The sequence below is a fragment of the Bacillus sp. CCNWLW194 genome (assembly GCF_037120585.1).
Lineage (GTDB): Bacteria > Bacillota > Bacilli > Bacillales > Bacillaceae_G > Bacillus_A > Bacillus_A basilensis.
In genome coordinates, this window is record NZ_JBBBBL010000005.1 from 208,385 (window position 1) to 225,283 (window position 16,899).

Genomic DNA, 16,899 nt, shown 5'->3' on the forward strand with positions numbered 1-16,899 from the left:
AATGTAATTTTAAACCACTATTTTGTATAAAGTGGTAAAATGAATGAGGGGAATGTGTAAGGAGGCGGGGAGTTTGAAATTAAAAGAGCTGGCGAATTTGTTATTGATTAAAGAAACTATTGGCGATATGAATGTAGAAATTACGGGATTAGAAATGGATTCTAGAAAGATAACTAATGGAAATCTATTTATATGTGTATCAGGTATCGATGGTTTTCTTGAAGATCGACATCAATTTGTTGAAGATGCAGTGAAAAATGGCGCTGTGGCGCTAATTGTAGAAAGAGATGTAAATATTGAAATACCTAAAATAATTGTTAAAGATGCAAGGTACGCTATGGCAGTTATTGCTTCACACTTCTATAGTTATCCATCTAATAAAATGAATCTAATTGGAATTACAGGAACAAATGGCAAAACGACTACTTCTTATTTACTTGAAAAGATTTTAACAGACTATGGATTTCAAACAGGGCTTATGGGGAATAACGGAGTCAAAGTCGGTTCGAAATGGTATCCTACTGATATTAATACGCAAGAACCACCGACACTTCAGCGGAATTTGAAAATGATGAAAGATCAAAATGTAAATTGTTGTGTTATGGAAGTTACATCACAAGGTTTACATATGGAGAGAGTTAAAGGGTGTAACTTTAAAATAGCTGTTTTCACAAATTTAACACAAGATCATTTGGATTATCATGGAACATTTGATGAATATAAACATGTGAAAGGTCTGCTTTTTTCAAGACTAGGAAATGATTTTTCTACTACGAATAAAAAAATTGCTATTTTGAATGCAGACGATCCATCGGTAGAATACTTTAAAAACATTACTTCAGCTGAGGTTATTACTTATGGGGTACATAATGGAGCGAATGTTCAAGCGAAGAGCATAACTTTAAGCTCAAAAGGAATTCGATTTTTAGTTTCATCCTTTAATGGAGAAATAGAAGTTAACCTAAATCTAGTAGGACGTTTTAATGTATATAATGCATTAGCAGCAATAACTGCTGCATTGGCTGAAGGTATTCCGCTTAAAAACATTAGTGAAAGCTTATCTAACTTAAAGAGCATTGAAGGTAGAATGGAAATCATAGACGAAAATCAAGATTACCTTGTAATAGTGGACTATGCTCATACACCGGATGCGTTAGAAAATGTTCTTTCTACAATTAGCGAGTTTTCAAAAGGGAAAATTATTACTGTTTTCGGTTGCGGTGGAAATAGGGATGTAAAAAAACGATCTATAATGGGTGAAATTGCTGGCAGTTATAGCGATTTTGTTTTTATTACTTCTGACAATCCCCGTTCGGAAGATCCGCAGGCAATAATGAAAGATATTGAAATAGGATTTTTACAGAATAATAATTTGAATTATAAAGTAGAAGTAGATCGTGAACTAGCTATAAAACGCGCAATAAAAATGGCGTCTTCTAATGATATTGTTTTAATTGCGGGTAAGGGACATGAAACGTATCAAATTTTAAAAGATACAACAATTCATTTTGATGATAAAGAAAAAGCTCGACAAGCAATTATAAATAATAGATAGCTTATCTTTTAGAAAAGATGGGATTAGATAAAGTTGTGAATGGAGTGTTATTGAATGCAAACAAGAAAAGCTTATTTATATGTATTTGATACGGTGTCCGATTGGGAATACGGATATTTAATTGCCGAACTAAATACAGGAAGATATTTTAAAAAGGGAGTAGCACCTTTTAAAGTAGTTACAGTAGGAATAAATAAAGAAATGGTTATATCAATGGGCGGATTGAACGTAAAACCAGATATTTCTTTAGATGAATGTGCATTTGAGAGTAACGATCTATTAATTTTACCTGGAGGGAACACTTGGGGTGAAGATATACATAAACCCATTTTGCAAAAAGTTGATGAGGCTTTAAAGGTTGGTGTAATTGTGGCCGCAATTTGTGGTGCAACAGTAGGCCTTGCAAATTACGGATATTTAGATTCTAGAAAGCATACAAGTAATAGTTTAGATTATATGAAAATGGTTTGTCCTACTTATAAAGGAGAAAATTTATATGACATGGGACCTGTAGCGTCTAGTGAAAATCTTATTACTGCCTCTGGAGTAGCTCCTTTGGAATTTGCGATGGAAGTACTGAAAAAATTAGATGTATTTGCACCGGATACACTCCATGCATGGTATGAATTAAATAAGACACATGAACCTGAACATTTTTTCCAATTAATGAATTCATTAAATAGTTAAGTAGCTTTGTATGAACACTAATAAAAACCATGCTTCTTATGATATTGAAGCATGGTTTTTATATTTTGTTTAATATATATATTAAGTTGTAAATCTTGTACAATAAAAATGAATCTAAGGGAAAGAGTCACATCTTTATAATACGATTATTTCTGAACGACAAACGTAATAGCATTTGTTTTTAATTGAATGTGTCTTTCGTTTCGGACTATATCATAAGCTAATTCTTTTATTTCAACTTTTATTTTTTGCCATTCCTTATAAATACTTTTTAATAGATCTATCATATCATCAGTAGGAAGGTTAATTTCAATTAAAGCATCTAATTCTTCATTCGTATGTAAGTCAATTTCTTGTATGTTTGAGTTAATAATTAAACAATTGATACCACCGGTTTTTGTACCTTTTTTCATAGAATGGAGCACGCATGTTAAATCTTCTATTGATTTAACATGCTCTAAACTTGATACTGCAACTATATAATCATAAGTATTAGGTTGGATGTAGTAGTTTTCAATTGCTGCTTGTTCTGTTTTAATATTATTAATTAAACCATATTTTTTACTATAAGTTTGTAATTTTGTTAAAGCAGAATCAAGTAAATCGACACATGTAACAGTGCCGCTAGTATTTTGTATCTTTTGTGCAATTGGGATGCTATTTCTTCCAACGCCAGAGCCGAGGTCAAGTATTTGCAAGTTGTTTTGTCCTTCAAAGTGATCCATTAAGTCCATAACTGTATTAACCGGTTTGTAAAGCCAAGAACCAGTTTCAAATAGTTTATATTGTTCATAGCAAAGGTCATGATATTTCTTTTCTTCTTGTCTTATGTAATTAATACGATTCATACTGTTTCAACCCCAATACTTTCATTGTAACTGGATCCTTCAGTTAAACTTTCGTTAGCATCAATCACTAATTTTAAATTGTTGAAAAAGATGTACACCTCACTTTCAATGCTATTTACATAATTCGATAATAATTTAGATAAACCTTTTATTAATAATATACGGATATGGGAAAGAAGCCTTCTCAAGTAACTTGATAAAAGGTTATAAATCCGAGGAGGAAAATGCATATGATGTTTTATGAAATTGTTTGCTTTTCTTGTAAAAATATATTTCGCGTTTATGAAGGTAGTGAAAAATATAAGCGATTTAAAGAGAAACCAAAAGGGGCATATTGTTGTGATGAGTGTAGCCACAAAATTCAATTAGAAGCGATAAAGAATTTTTTTAGGTAATTATATGATTTTAATTTAGAAAAGCGTATCGAAAAATCCATCACATTATTAGATTTCTAAAACACAGTTAAAAGCAACGCAAGTACCCAAAGTTCTAAGCACTTGCGTTGAAAATTTTACTACCGTGAATACAATTTCGGGCATTCATCGCCAGTAGGTTCATAAAAACAATGGCTTTTAAACTGTCCTACAAACGGCTGATTATACCATTCAGGTGGGCAAGCCCCAACTGGACGGAAATACCAAAGAGCCCATCGTGCAGGCCAGCGCCATTCTCCTTGTAAAACTTTTCTTGCAATTTCTTTTTCTGATTCTCGAGCGCGCTGATAAAAATATCCGTATTGCACGGCTTCGAATCCACCGGGGCTTTGATATACTGCATCACGTACAGACCGAATTTGTTTAAAATCTAAGCAATCACAAAATACACGGTTTACGACAACGCAACCAACCAGTTGTTCACCTTGTCGACCTTCTCCTTCAGCTTCAGCACGAATTAAACGAGCTAGTAAATCGACATCGCTTTCGTTATATGGAATAAGGGGCATAGTGATACCACCTTTCTTTACCTGTTATAGTAAGGAGTGTATGTATTAAAATAAGCTAGGTGCTTTTCTATATGTAAATTCATTGATTTTTAAAAGGAGCTTTTATGAAAAAAGCTAATTAATAATTGTAGACCAATATAAAAGGGGAGAGATAAAATGTATCGAATTCATAAAGATCATATTATTTACGCAATGTCGCCGGAAAATAAGCCGTGTATGGAAGTAGAAATTGGGAGTCGTCTTGTATTTGAAACATTTGATTGCTTTGAAAATCAAATTGATTCTGAAGATGTTGCGTTTCAAGAGTTAGATTGGAATCGAATTAATCCAGCGACTGGACCTGTATATATTAAAGGTGCAGAACCTGGTGATATATTAGTTGTAACGATTGAAAAGATTCAAATTGCAGAGCAAGGTGTTTTAACTACAGGTGCGAATCTTGGTGTAATGGGTGGAGAGCTACATGAAAATACAGTGAAAATCGTCCCAATACATAATGAACATGTTTTGTTTTCAAATGAACTGCAAATACCGATTAATCCAATGATCGGTGTAATTGGTACTGCGCCGAAAGAAGAGAGCATTTCATGTGGCACACCGCATGATCACGGCGGGAATATGGATTGTAAAGAGATAAAAGAAGGGGCAACTTTACTATTACCTGTAAATGTTCCCGGTGCTCTATTAGCATTAGGAGATTTACACGCAGCGATGGGTGATGGTGAAATTGGTGTTAGCGGGGTAGAGGTTGCGGGTGAGGTAACTGTAACAGTACAGACTATAAAAGGAAAGAAATGGCCTTTACCAATGGTTATTCAAAAAGAAAAAATAATGGCGATTGCTTCAGAGAAATTGTTAGATGATGCAGCGAATCGAGCTGTACGTAATATGGTAACATTTTTACATGAAGAATTTGAAATGCCTAAAGCTGATGCAACTCTTTTATTATCAGCAGCAGGAGATTTAAAAGTTTGTCAGGTTGTTGATCCGTTGAAAACAGCACGGATGGAAGTAGGTATGGGATATGTGGAGAAGCTAGGTTTTAATTGGAGTAAATTTAATATTAAATAAGAATAATAGAAGAAGGATGCTGTTGTATAAAAGTATCCTTTTTTCATTTACGGATTTTGTGAAAAGAGGTAGTATTTATTTTGTATAAGTATATTTGAGATTGTGGATTAAAAAGGAGTTCAATAATGGTCAAAATTATGATTGTAGAAGACGATATGAAAATTGCAGAACTATTATCAACACATGTTGCAAAATACGGGTATCAAGGAATTATTGTATCGGATTTTCAAAATGTATTAGACATTTTTTTAGAAGAACAACCAGAGCTAGTTTTATTAGATATTAATTTGCCGAGTTTTGATGGATACTATTGGTGTCGTCAAATTCGTGGGGTTTCTACATGTCCGATATTATTTATTTCAGCCCGTGAAGGCACGATGGATCAAGTTATGGCGCTAGAAAACGGTGGTGATGATTTTATTTCAAAGCCATTTCATTATGAAGTGGTAATGGCTAAAATTCGAAGTCATTTAAGACGTGCTTACGGAGATTATGCACCGAAAGTAGAAGAACGGATGGTTGAGCAACAAGGACTATGTTTATATCCCGAAAGGCTTGTATTGAGGCTTAAGAATCAAGAGATTGATATAACGAGAAACGAAGCTATTTTATTAGAAACGTTAATGAAAAATTATCCGCGCATTGTGAGTAGAGAGGTGTTATTAAATAAATTATGGGATAGCGAATCCTATGTTGATGATAATACATTAAGTGTAAATACAACACGTGTGCGAAAAAAGTTAAAAACGTTACAGATTAAGGATGCGATTGAAACGATTCGTAGTGTTGGTTATAGACTACATATTACTTGGGATACTGGTATGGAAAAATGATAAGATTGTTTATTCGTGATCATATACCTCTTATTTGTTTTACAGCAATCCAACTACTATCCATATTTCTCGTATATTGGTTTGATGGGCATAAGCATATCGCGACGGCATTGTATGCAATGTTTTTAGGTGCCTTTTTTATGGTAGGCTATTTAGTATTTCGTTACTTTACTCATCGCACTTTCTATGAACGATTAGCAAACCCGATGCAATCTTTAGATGAATCTGTTCAAAAATCTGATTTTGCAGCTGTGTCGACTGCTCTTCAAGAACTACTTGAGATGCAATATCGCCATTATCAAAATCAGCTTCAGATGCAAGAGAGAAAAAATAATGATCATTTAACCTTTATGAATCAGTGGATTCATCAAATGAAAACACCTGTATCTGTAATAGAATTAATCACACAAGATGAAGTCGATCCTCGTTTTGAAAGTATAAATGAGGAAACAGATAGGCTGAAAAAGGGGTTAGAGATGGCTCTGCATGTCGCACGTTTAGAAGCATTTACACAAGATTTTTATGTGGAAAGAGTGCAACTACATAAAATAGTAAATGATTCCGTACATGAACATAAACGATTCTTTATCCGGAACTTTGTATATCCTGAGCTTAAAATTGAGAAGGATATTACAGTAGAAAGTGATGCGAAATGGTTACAATTTTTAATTGGACAACTACTATCAAATGCAATTAAATATTCATCAGGTAATAGAGAGAAGATTAAAGTGAAAGCTTGTAAGGAAGGTAATACAGTTATACTTGAAATTGTCGATAATGGCGTAGGGATACCGAAGCAAGATTTACCAAGAGTGTTTAAACCTTTCTTTACAGGAGAAAACGGTAGAGATTTTAAAGAATCAACTGGAATGGGGCTATATCTTGTATATGAAATTACGAAACAATTAGGTCACAGTGTAGAAATCCATTCAGAAGTTGGTAAAGGTACCGTTGTACGAATTAAATTTTTAAATGTGTAAAAATGATTCAGGCTAAAGAACTTGAAATATAAGTTTTTTAGCCTTATTTTATAGTCATTATTTGCAATGGTAAAAAGTCATATTGGTATATATAATAACACACTAATAAATACAGCTGTTAAATTAGAAGGGTTTAATAATAGGCTGATAAATAAATAGTTTTTGTAAGAAAAAAGCCACCCCCTTTGAAAGTGGTAGCTTTATGTATCCATCCTATGATTGAGCGTATTAACATTGATCAGTATAATGTTCGAATTCGCGGTATGTTTTGTGGATTATAAAAGAATTAATCTTTTATTTTTTTCATGATTCAGTATTGTAATTAAGTAAACAAACTTAATACTTTATATCCAATTAAACCTAAAATAATGATCGGAATCACCATTAAAAAAGAAGAAATTCGATTAGCATTAGAGCGCTCTAATACAAGAATCAAAATAATCCCGACTATGACTTCGGTATATCCAACAGGTAACATGTGACTATAGTCTTCAAAATTTAAAAGAATGTGAAGTCCATCCGTTACAAAAACTCCACTAATAAGCGCACTTCCGAATTTATGAAGTGGATTTGTAGTATCTTTCCATAGAAAACCTGCAATTCCAAAGATAGTTCCTCCTATACATGCACATACAATCCATACAGATATAAAATAAATAGAGTGAGCTACATTTTTAATAACTATTGCATAACCATAGTAGCCTAATACCATACCGAGTAGTGCGAGGATACCAGAAAGTATAGCTGTACGCTTAGAATAACTAAAGCTAGCCACAAAAAAGGATGGAACTAACCAAACGCTTCCTAGATTAGCTAATGAATGCCAATGTCCTGGAAGTATACCTTGCCCCAATTTAGTTAGTATACCAACAATTATCCCTACTATAATCGGGATGAGAAAAATCCTTAAAAACATATTTAACCTTGTGATTTTTAATGTCCTGTCCATAAAATCAATCCTTACATTTATATTTTCTGCAAACATATAATAGCTTATTATAGGGGTATAATCAATAAAAATTTATCGAAAAACAATAAGTGGTTATTGGATAACGAATAACATTTTGTTTTTATAATTAGGTGAATAAAATATCAAGAACTCGTTACTCAACCAAATGGTAAATCAAATAATATATGCAAGTAATGAAATTGCCCAAAACATGTAATTCAACATAGTATAAATCACTCGTATTTTTATGAATTGATTTATGATAAAAAAGAAACGAAAAGGGATTGATATAGTTTCCTCTTGTTTTTATTTACAATTTATTAGAAGGAGGGCTTTTTTACTAGTTGTGAATGTTAGGGGGATTGTAATGGATATTCGAAAAATGAAATATTTCATAACAGTGGCAGAAGAATTAAACTTTAGTCGTGCGGCAGAACGTCTTATGATGGCACAACCGCCTTTAAGTCAAGAAATTCGAAAGTTGGAAGAAGAATTAGGTGTTCAGCTTCTTCATAGGACAAAAAGGGTGGTTGAACTTACCGGTGCGGGGAAAATCTTTTTAGAAGGTGCTCGGCAAACGTTACTTTAAGTAGATAGAACCATTAAAGAAACACAGCTCGCGGATGAAGGGAAGATCGGGCATTTAATCATTGGTTTTGTCGACTCTACAGAAACAGTTATAGACATATTAAAAACATTTCGAGAACGATTTCCTAAAATACAGCTTATATTACGCGAGATGACAACAGACCAGCAAATAAAAGCGCTCTATGAAAAACAAATTCACATTGGATTTATTCGTTCTATGCAAAATAATGAAATATTATCTTCCGAAGTTTGTTCTGAGGAGCGCTTAAAATTGGTTTTACATCATGATCATCCGTTAGTTTCGTTACCTAATATTTCAATTAAAGCACTAGTGGATGAACCATTTGTTTTATTTCCTCGCCATTTCGGTACAAATTTTTATGATTTAATTATTAGTTACTTTTGGGAACATGGAGTAAGTCTAAATATTGTTCAAGAGGCGATTCAAATGCAAACGATTGTGAATTTAGTTGCAGCAGGTATGGGGATTTCTGTCGTTCCGTCATCTGTGGAAAGTTATAAAAAATCGGGAGTTATATATAAAGAAATTCAAGAGAACACACCAATAATAAATTTATATGCCGGATGGAGGCAAGATGAAAAGTCTGTCGTGTTAGAGAACTTCTTAGCAGTTGTTAGAGAGGTTTATTCGACTTCACAATGTGAACTTAAAAGATAAAAGCCCATCTTCATAGGATGGGCAGTGAGGAATTTGGAAAGGGAAGCTTCATAGTATATAGGTAGAACTTACTCATGTTTCAACCTGTTTTGCTAGGATCATACTCAGCGAAACCTTTTAGTACACTATCAATCTTATCCATAATTTCAGGTTGTAATGTAACATTAGAAGCAATTACGTTTTCTCTTATTTGTTCCGGATTTGAAGCGCCAATAATTGCAGATGAAACAGCTGGATTTTGTAATACCCAAGCAACTGCGAGTTGAGATAGGGTAAGGTTAATTTCTTGCGCGATAGGTTTAATTTCCTGGATAGCGGTAAGCACATCATCACTCATCCAACGTTGCACGAGTTTGTCAAAAAACGGTTTTCCAGCATCTGAGTTAGCACGAGATTGATTCGGTAATGGTTTACCAGGTTGATATTTTCCTGTGAGAATACCTTGTGCGAGTGGGGACCATACGATTTGGCCAAGTCCCTCACGTTGACATGTTGGAATCACATCAGTTTCAATAACTCGCCATAACATCGAATATTGAGGTTGGCTAGCAATAAGAGGGATTTTCAATTCTCGTGCAAGTGTTGCTCCGCGGGTGATTTGTTCCGATGTCCATTCACTTACACCTAAATAAAGGACTTTACCTTGTCTTACAAGATCTGAGAAAGCTAACATTGTTTCTTCAAGAGGAGTTGTTGTATCGAATCGGTGTGCATAATAGACATCAATGTAGTCTGTATGTAGTCGTTGTAACGATGCATTACAATTTTCTATAATATGTTTTCGTGATAAACCTCGATCGTTTTTTCCAGGTCCGGTCGGATGGCATACTTTTGTACAAAGTTCTATACTCTCTCGGCGTATGCCCTTCAAAGATCGGCCGAGTACTTCTTCGGCTATCGTGTCTGAATAAACATCAGCAGTATCGAACGTTGTAATTCCGACATCTAGTGCGGCTTTTACACAATCATTTGCAGTATCTTCATTTACTTTTCCACCATGGTTTATCCAGTTCCCATATGCAATCTTGCTTACTGTTAATCCACTGTGTCCTAGTTTGCTAAATTCCATTGTAGAATCCCTCCTAAAAAATGATAACTTTATTATAAGAACTGAAATGTAGTATGTATAATATATAATTAATCATAAATTTATATAAAAATTATATAAGAGAGGGTGCTTATAATTTTATTACTAGGGAAATCTAAAGGAAGTAGTACAACAAATGTAATTTATGATTGTTTAATATGAAGTTAAGAAATGATAAATAGACCTATAAGAAAGTGATCTTTTTAGCAACACAAATAATTGCATTTACTCATACAGTACTATCATGGTACAATATGGTTATTAATGACGGAAAGGAATGATGGGTGGACGATGATTAACTAATCTTATTTTTAAATGTTGAAATGAAATAAATTTCAATTTATAAAAAATAGGATTAGTCTGCCCAATTCCAAACAACGGTTTTGCTATTTGATTTGCGTAATAGCTTATTTGGGTATAAATAATGTAATGACTAATCCTGCCAAATTTATTTGGGAGGATTTTTTTATTCTCCCTTAACGAAAGGGATCGGTATTATGAAAGAAATTTTAAAATTAAATGATGTTTATGTTGAAATAAAGGAAAATACTTTGTTAGAGAAAATGAATGTGACAGTAAAACAAGGGGATGTTATCGGATTAATCGGTAAAAATGGTGCTGGTAAATCAACGTTACTTCAATTAATAAATGGTAAAATTGAGCCATCAAAAGGCATTGTTGAATGGCAGCAAATGAATATGACAACCGCATATGTAGAACAAGAAATAGAATCTTTTATTAGTAACGATGTGATTGCAAAAGAAGCAGAACTTCTTGCGAAATGGGGCGTGCCAACGAACGATTTTCATACTTTAAGTGGTGGTGAAAAACTGAAAGTTCGGTTAGCAAAAGGATTTTCTGAAAATCCTAATGTCTTAATATTAGACGAACCGACAAACCATTTAGATGAGATGAGTACAGAATTTCTCATTAAGCAAATAAAAAATATGAAAGGTACAGTTATCGTCGTATCGCATGATCGATATTTTTTAGATGTTGTTGCAACTAGAATATGGTCAATTGAGCATAAGAAATTAATTGACCATAGCGGTAATTATACGAGTTATATGAAAGCACGTGAGCATAAAAGAATGACGCAGCAGCGTGAATATGAAAAACAACAAAAAAAGATAGAACAAGTAGAAACTCATATAAAAGAATTAAGTTCATGGTCACAAAAGGCACATGCGCAGTCTACAAAACAAGAAGGGGTTAAAGAATTTTATCGCGTAAAAGCGAAACGCATGGATGCACAAGTGAAGTCAAAACGAAAACGTCTTGAAAAAGAGCTAAAGAAAACGAAGGTAGAACGTGTGAAAGAGGAATATTCAGTTGAATTCTCTATTCAAGCGAGTAAAAAAGTAGGAAAACGCTTTTTAGAAGTAAAGCAATTAAAAAAAGAATTTCATGGAAAAACATTATTTGAAAACGTTAATTTTACAATTCAACATGGTGAGAAGGTTGCGATTGTTGGACCAAATGGTAGCGGGAAAACAACATTACTGAAGATGATTATGGGGGCGGAAACTGCTGAAGGAGAAGTATGGATTTCACCATCAGCAAACATCGGTTATTTAACACAAGAAGTATTTGATTTACCGCTGGAAAAAACACCAGAAGATTTATTTTTCAAAGAGACGTTTGAAGAAAGAGGAAAAGTCCAAAATTTAATGAAACATTTAGGATTCCAAGCCTCTCAGTGGAAAGAGCCGATTGAACATATGAGTATGGGGGAACGAGTGAAGTGTAAGTTAATGTCTTATATTTTAGATGAAAAAGATGTACTCATTTTGGATGAGCCGACGAATCATCTTGATCTGCCTTCACGTGAACAACTTGAAAATACATTAGCTGAGTATAACGGAACACTCGTTATCGTTTCTCACGATCGATATTTTCTGGAGAAAATAACTAATACAAAACTTGTGTTTTTAAATAAAACGATACAAAAGCAGCTCGAAGAACCTACGAAAACAAGAGATGAAATTGAAGAGCTACGTTTAACGTTAGAAACAGAGAGACAAGAAGTATTAGGTAAATTAAGCTTTTTAACTTCTAAAGACAAAGAATATAAAGAACTGGATGAACGGTTTATGGAACTTACGAAGCAGATTAAGGCGCTTTAACGTAAGTAAGGGGGATTAACATGGGAGAAGAGAGTTTGACTAATTTATTTAGAATAGATTGTGGACATATATACCTGCAAGAGTTTACGGTGAAAGATGCAGAGAGTATTTATAAAATAGCAAATCAACCGGAGATAGCAAAGTTTTTACCGGACTGGAAATCAACGAAAGAACAAAGGGTTGATTGGGTTGCAAATTATGAAATACAAGAAAATAAAGCGTTTCTTAATGCAGTGAGAACTACAACTAACATAGATGATCACATATTAAGACTAGGAATATTTAAGAAAACCACAAATGAATTTATTGGATGGTGCTGCACAGGCATGAAAGATGAACTCCCTGCACCGAACAGAGAAATTATGTATGCTATTTCAAGTGAGTATCAAAATAATGGTTATGCTACTAAAGCGACTAAAGGACTGATTGACTATTTGTTTGAAAAAACAAATGTAGATGTTCTTAACGCAATTGCTTTAATTAACAATATAGCATCAAATAAAGTTATTGAAAAATGCGGGTTTATTTATTTGAGTGAACAGGAGATAGAAAATCAACTATATAATCATTATCAATTAAGTAAATCCGAATGGATAAAAAATATTGCTCTGTAAAAGAAATTAAAACGAAATCATAAAAAAGCTTAGAGCTAAAACTCTAAGCTTTTTTACATTCAAATGTATCAGTTAAGCATATTAAAGAGTAGCTTCTGGATAAAGTTGCTTTTTACCAAAAACAGATGCATCAAGTTGTACGTGCGAGAATCATTATATAAGCATCATATCTAAAAAGGTATTTGGAAAATTTTGTATAATGTGTGTACCTATGAAAACAATAAATTCTTACTCAAATCATCTTACAAATGAATGACTTTAGGCTTTAGTAGAAGAATGTATGGCAAAAGTGCAGGCGAGCAAAGATTTGAATTTAAAATTAACGGTTGAGTGTTTGTGGATTACATGTTTTTAAATATAAAATTATTTAAATGAGGGAGGGGAATGTTTATTATAATTTGGTTTCGTCACTTACCACAGATAAGTATGGATTTGTCAGAATGGACTCCTTTTATACAAAATAATTGGCATCGAAAACATTATATGAAGTTTGTATATGTACTTCAAATCATTATTTTTCTAGTACCGTATTATTTTGGAGCAAGTTTTACCCATATTAATATATTCTATCTCATCATCATAGGTATTTTTGTCTTCATCATTCATGAATGTTTACACGGTTATTGTTATAAATAAAAAGGGTGATATTAGCTTAACGTGTAGTGGAATATTTTTTTGGCTAAACACAAATGCAATCCTATCCAAAACTAGATTTTGGGTCTTTATGAGCTTGCCTACTATTGTATTATCAGTTGTTCCTTCCATTTTATCGTTCTACGTAACAGGAAATATTAAATCAATCTTATTATTTGTATGTTGGATAAACGCAATAATTTCCTCTTCAGATATATACAATTCATTTTTAATTGCGATTAAACCGAAGAACTCAATTTTTTGTCGAGGTTACTATAAAGTGAAAGAGAATTAAAAGGGTAACTCAAAAACATTTCAACTAAAGGGATTAGTTAAAAATATAACTTTTTTCATTTATATAATAAAGAATTGATATACATTGTATTTCCTGACACTATACAATTATTATAAGATAGTTATGGGTTAATTTTAGTTTAAAAACAGCTATATTGTCAGTTTTTTTAGAAATCTTACAAGCGTGTAAGATAAATGAAAGATGAATCAATATGAGCTATAAGACAATTCATTTACACTCTACTATGAGAAGTGCAAATGAAGGGGGAATATACATGGGAATTTTACATGCAAAAAATATTAGTAAAGTATATAAAGGGAAAGTACCTTATAAAGCATTAGTAGATATTGATTTATCCATTCAAGAAGGCGAATTTGTAGGGATTATGGGGCCATCGGGTAGTGGGAAAACAACGTTATTGAATATGGTATCTACAATTGATTCTCCATCATCGGGAGAAATTTTAATTAATGGCACAAATCCTTTTCGATTATCATCAGAAGAATTAGCGTTATTCCGCAGAAAACAATTAGGATTTGTTTTTCAATCATTTAATCTTCTTAGTACACTTACTGTAAAAGAAAACATCGTATTACCGATGACTTTAGATGGTGTGTCTGTACAAGAAATGAACAAACGAGTGGAAGAAATTGCAGAGAAATTAAATATTACAGATATATTGAGTAAAAGAACGTTTGAAATATCAGGGGGGCAAGCTCAAAGAACGGCAATCGCACGTGCGATTGTCCATAAGCCACAATTATTACTTGCTGACGAACCAACAGGGAATTTAGACTCTAAATCTTCAAATGATGTAATGGAGATGCTTGATACTCTAAATAAAGAAGAAAAAGCGACGATGATGTTAGTTACACATGATCCGTATGCAGCGAGTTTTTGCAACAGGGTTATATTTATTAAAGATGGTCAACTATATAATGAAATCTATTGCGGCGAAAGCAGGCAAGCGTTTTATCAAAAGATTATGGATGTCCTTTCTTTGTTAGGAGGGAAAAGCCATGACTTTTCGTCAGTTCGCATTTAATAATATTTTTCGTAATAAGCGTACATATGCAGGTCATTTTTTAAGTAGTACATTTTCTATTATGATTTTCTTTACGTATGCTCTTTTATTATTTCATCCTGATTTACAAGGAGAATTAAAATCAACAAGTGCAACAATAAGCGCGTATGGTACTATGGGATTTACACTTTCGCAAGGTTTGATTTTTGTATTTTCATTTTTCTTTATTCTATATTCAGTTAGTTCATTTTTAAAAACTCGTAAGAAAGAATTTGGCATATTAATGATGCAAGGTATGTCAATGAAACAGTTTAAGAAATTATTATTAATTGAAAATATGTTGATTGGATTTGGTTCAATTTGTATAGGGATTTTCATCGGACTCATATTTTCTAAACTAGTCTTATTGATAAGCGCAAGTGTATTAATGATTAATAATGGTTTACCTTTTTATACACCAGTGAAGGCTGTATTATTAACAGTTATCACTTTTCTTTTCTTATTTTTAATTGTTTCACTATTTACATTTAAAATGGTAAAAATAACGGAACTTGTGGAACTTATTCGAGCAGAGGAAAAGCCAAAACCTGAACCGAAATCTTCAATTTTATTATCGCTACTTTCTTTAAGTAGTATAGGATATGGATATTTCTCAGTATTTCGCTTCATTTCAAGTTCTAGTTTTACTACGCTTGGAATGGGTGTCCTGCTAGTAATTATAGGAACGTACTTTTTATATACACAGTGTAGCGTTTATATATTACATCTTGCTAAAAGGAGAGAATCTTTCTTTTTAAAGAGAACAAATATATTAACGTTTTCTGAATTAATTTACCGTATGAAAGATAATGCAACGATGTTTTTTATAGTTTCTATTGTTTCAGCAGTTGCATTTACAGCGATTGGTACAACAGCTGCAATTGGAAGTAAAGATTTGGTAAGGATGACAAATCCGTATACATTTTTATATGGGGATTTTGAAAACGAAAAAGCATTAAATAAAAATCTTTCTATTATAAAAAAACAACTTTCTGATGCTAACATTCCATATCGAATGGCTTCAGCTTCATATATATACACAGAAAGTAATGTAATTGTAATGAAGTTAAGTGAATATAACGATCTTGCTAAAGCACTTGGGTATCAACAAGAAACGATTGAAAAAGAGGATGAAATTTTATTAATTCCTGGAGTCGTATCACAAAAACAAGAATTTAAAAATGGCGAGTATAAAAAAAGTATAGAAGTCATTCAAGGTGAATGGACAAAGACATTTCAAGTGAAAAAGGCTGTAGAAAATTTAGTTTTACCACATGATACGAGAAATATATATATCGCTGTTCAAGATCATGTATATGATGAAATACCTATTATTAGTGATCCAGATAATCTTGATATTCCATATCGTACTTACGGATTTGTTGTAGACGATTGGATAAAAACGAAGAGAATTTCAAACGAATTAATTAGTACATTTGCGGAAGAAGAAGGTAGTTTTCAGTTTCGAGCTTTAACTATAGATTTGTTAAGTGCAAAACAAACGAATGGATTATTACTTATGGCAAGTGTTTTAGTCGGAATCGTCTTCTTTACATTTGCTGCTAGTTTTATTTATTTCCGATTATATACGGATTTGAATCGTGATCAACAGCAATATAAAATGATTTCGAAAATGGGATTAAGTAAACGAGAGCTAAAGAAAGTTGTAACGAGACAGTTATTATTAATGTTCTTCTTACCGATTATCATTGCAGTGATACATACTGTAGTCGCTTATATGGCATTACAACAATTAGTCGATTTTTCTATTATGAATAGCTCTATCATAATTTTGATTTCATTTATTTGTATACAAGTTTTATATTTCTTTATAACCCGTTGGCGTTACTTGCAAAAGCTTTATAAGGTTATGGAGCAATAGAGTTTATTAGCTTGTAAGACTATATGAAAGTATGTAAAAAAATCAACTGTATGATGAAAGGAAACG

At 32.6% G+C, this 16,899-nt stretch carries 14 protein-coding genes and 2 pseudogenes; 12 read left to right on the forward strand and 4 right to left on the reverse strand.

The window, feature by feature from the left end:
- Positions 1–73 precede the first annotated feature (73 nt).
- On the forward strand, positions 74–1,555 hold the full coding sequence (locus V7S50_RS13875; protein ID WP_242253325.1) for a UDP-N-acetylmuramoyl-L-alanyl-D-glutamate--2,6-diaminopimelate ligase: 1,482 nt from the start codon (positions 74–76) through the stop codon (positions 1,553–1,555).
- 54 nt (positions 1,556–1,609) lie between these two features.
- Complete coding sequence (locus V7S50_RS13880; protein ID WP_242253326.1) at positions 1,610–2,242, forward strand: type 1 glutamine amidotransferase family protein; 633 nt, start codon at positions 1,610–1,612, stop codon at positions 2,240–2,242.
- 146 nt (positions 2,243–2,388) lie between these two features.
- On the opposite strand, the gene V7S50_RS13885 is transcribed toward V7S50_RS13880, so the two are convergent.
- Positions 2,389–3,090, reverse strand: coding sequence for a class I SAM-dependent methyltransferase (locus V7S50_RS13885; protein ID WP_242253327.1), 702 nt, complete (start codon positions 3,088–3,090; stop codon positions 2,389–2,391).
- Positions 3,091–3,314: 224 nt separating this feature from the next.
- Between V7S50_RS13885 and V7S50_RS13890 the strand changes: the two genes are divergently transcribed.
- Positions 3,315–3,485, forward strand: a complete 171-nt coding sequence (locus V7S50_RS13890; RefSeq protein ID WP_000551042.1) for a DUF2197 domain-containing protein — start codon at positions 3,315–3,317, stop codon at positions 3,483–3,485.
- A gap of 119 nt (positions 3,486–3,604) precedes the next feature.
- On the opposite strand, the gene V7S50_RS13895 is transcribed toward V7S50_RS13890, so the two are convergent.
- Entirely contained in the window at positions 3,605–4,033 is a 429-nt protein-coding gene (locus tag V7S50_RS13895) for a cell wall hydrolase (RefSeq protein ID WP_242253329.1), read from the reverse strand.
- Positions 4,034–4,189: 156 nt separating this feature from the next.
- Between V7S50_RS13895 and V7S50_RS13900 the strand changes: the two genes are divergently transcribed.
- From V7S50_RS13900 to V7S50_RS13910, 3 genes are all read left to right on the forward strand, one after another.
- Positions 4,190–5,104, forward strand: coding sequence for an acetamidase/formamidase family protein (locus V7S50_RS13900; protein WP_242253330.1), 915 nt, complete (start codon positions 4,190–4,192; stop codon positions 5,102–5,104).
- A 125-nt stretch (positions 5,105–5,229) separates the two neighbouring features.
- Positions 5,230–5,937 (forward strand): response regulator transcription factor, encoded by a 708-nt coding sequence (locus V7S50_RS13905; RefSeq protein WP_242253331.1) that lies wholly within the window; start codon positions 5,230–5,232, stop codon positions 5,935–5,937.
- Positions 5,934–6,917, forward strand: a complete 984-nt coding sequence (locus V7S50_RS13910; RefSeq protein ID WP_309260177.1) for a sensor histidine kinase — start codon at positions 5,934–5,936, stop codon at positions 6,915–6,917. Before V7S50_RS13905 ends, V7S50_RS13910 begins: the two co-directional genes overlap by 4 nt.
- 322 nt (positions 6,918–7,239) lie before the next feature.
- On the opposite strand, the gene V7S50_RS13915 is transcribed toward V7S50_RS13910, so the two are convergent.
- Positions 7,240–7,866: a DUF6518 family protein gene (locus V7S50_RS13915; protein WP_242253333.1), complete on the reverse strand. Its 627-nt coding sequence runs from the start codon at positions 7,864–7,866 to the stop codon at positions 7,240–7,242.
- Between the two features lie 367 nt (positions 7,867–8,233).
- On the opposite strand from V7S50_RS13915, the pseudogene V7S50_RS13920 reads away from it, so the two are divergent.
- Positions 8,234–9,133, forward strand: a pseudogene (locus V7S50_RS13920) (LysR family transcriptional regulator).
- A 79-nt stretch (positions 9,134–9,212) separates the two neighbouring features.
- Here V7S50_RS13920 and V7S50_RS13925 read toward each other — a convergent pair.
- Complete coding sequence (locus tag V7S50_RS13925; RefSeq protein ID WP_242253334.1) at positions 9,213–10,202, reverse strand: aldo/keto reductase family protein; 990 nt, start codon at positions 10,200–10,202, stop codon at positions 9,213–9,215.
- A gap of 515 nt (positions 10,203–10,717) precedes the next feature.
- On the opposite strand from V7S50_RS13925, the gene abc-f reads away from it, so the two are divergent.
- From abc-f to V7S50_RS13950, 5 genes and pseudogenes are all read left to right on the forward strand, one after another.
- Complete coding sequence (abc-f, locus tag V7S50_RS13930) at positions 10,718–12,346, forward strand: ribosomal protection-like ABC-F family protein (protein ID WP_242253335.1); 1,629 nt, start codon at positions 10,718–10,720, stop codon at positions 12,344–12,346.
- A 20-nt stretch (positions 12,347–12,366) separates the two neighbouring features.
- Complete coding sequence (locus V7S50_RS13935) at positions 12,367–12,960, forward strand: GNAT family N-acetyltransferase (protein WP_242253336.1); 594 nt, start codon at positions 12,367–12,369, stop codon at positions 12,958–12,960.
- Between the two features lie 384 nt (positions 12,961–13,344).
- Positions 13,345–13,888: pseudogene (locus tag V7S50_RS13940) on the forward strand (DUF3267 domain-containing protein).
- Positions 13,889–14,162: 274 nt separating this feature from the next.
- Positions 14,163–14,933 (forward strand): ABC transporter ATP-binding protein, encoded by a 771-nt coding sequence (locus V7S50_RS13945; protein ID WP_242253337.1) that lies wholly within the window; start codon positions 14,163–14,165, stop codon positions 14,931–14,933.
- Entirely contained in the window at positions 14,908–16,833 is a 1,926-nt protein-coding gene (locus V7S50_RS13950; RefSeq protein ID WP_242253338.1) for an ABC transporter permease, read from the forward strand. Before V7S50_RS13945 ends, V7S50_RS13950 begins: the two co-directional genes overlap by 26 nt.
- Positions 16,834–16,899 lie beyond the last annotated feature (66 nt).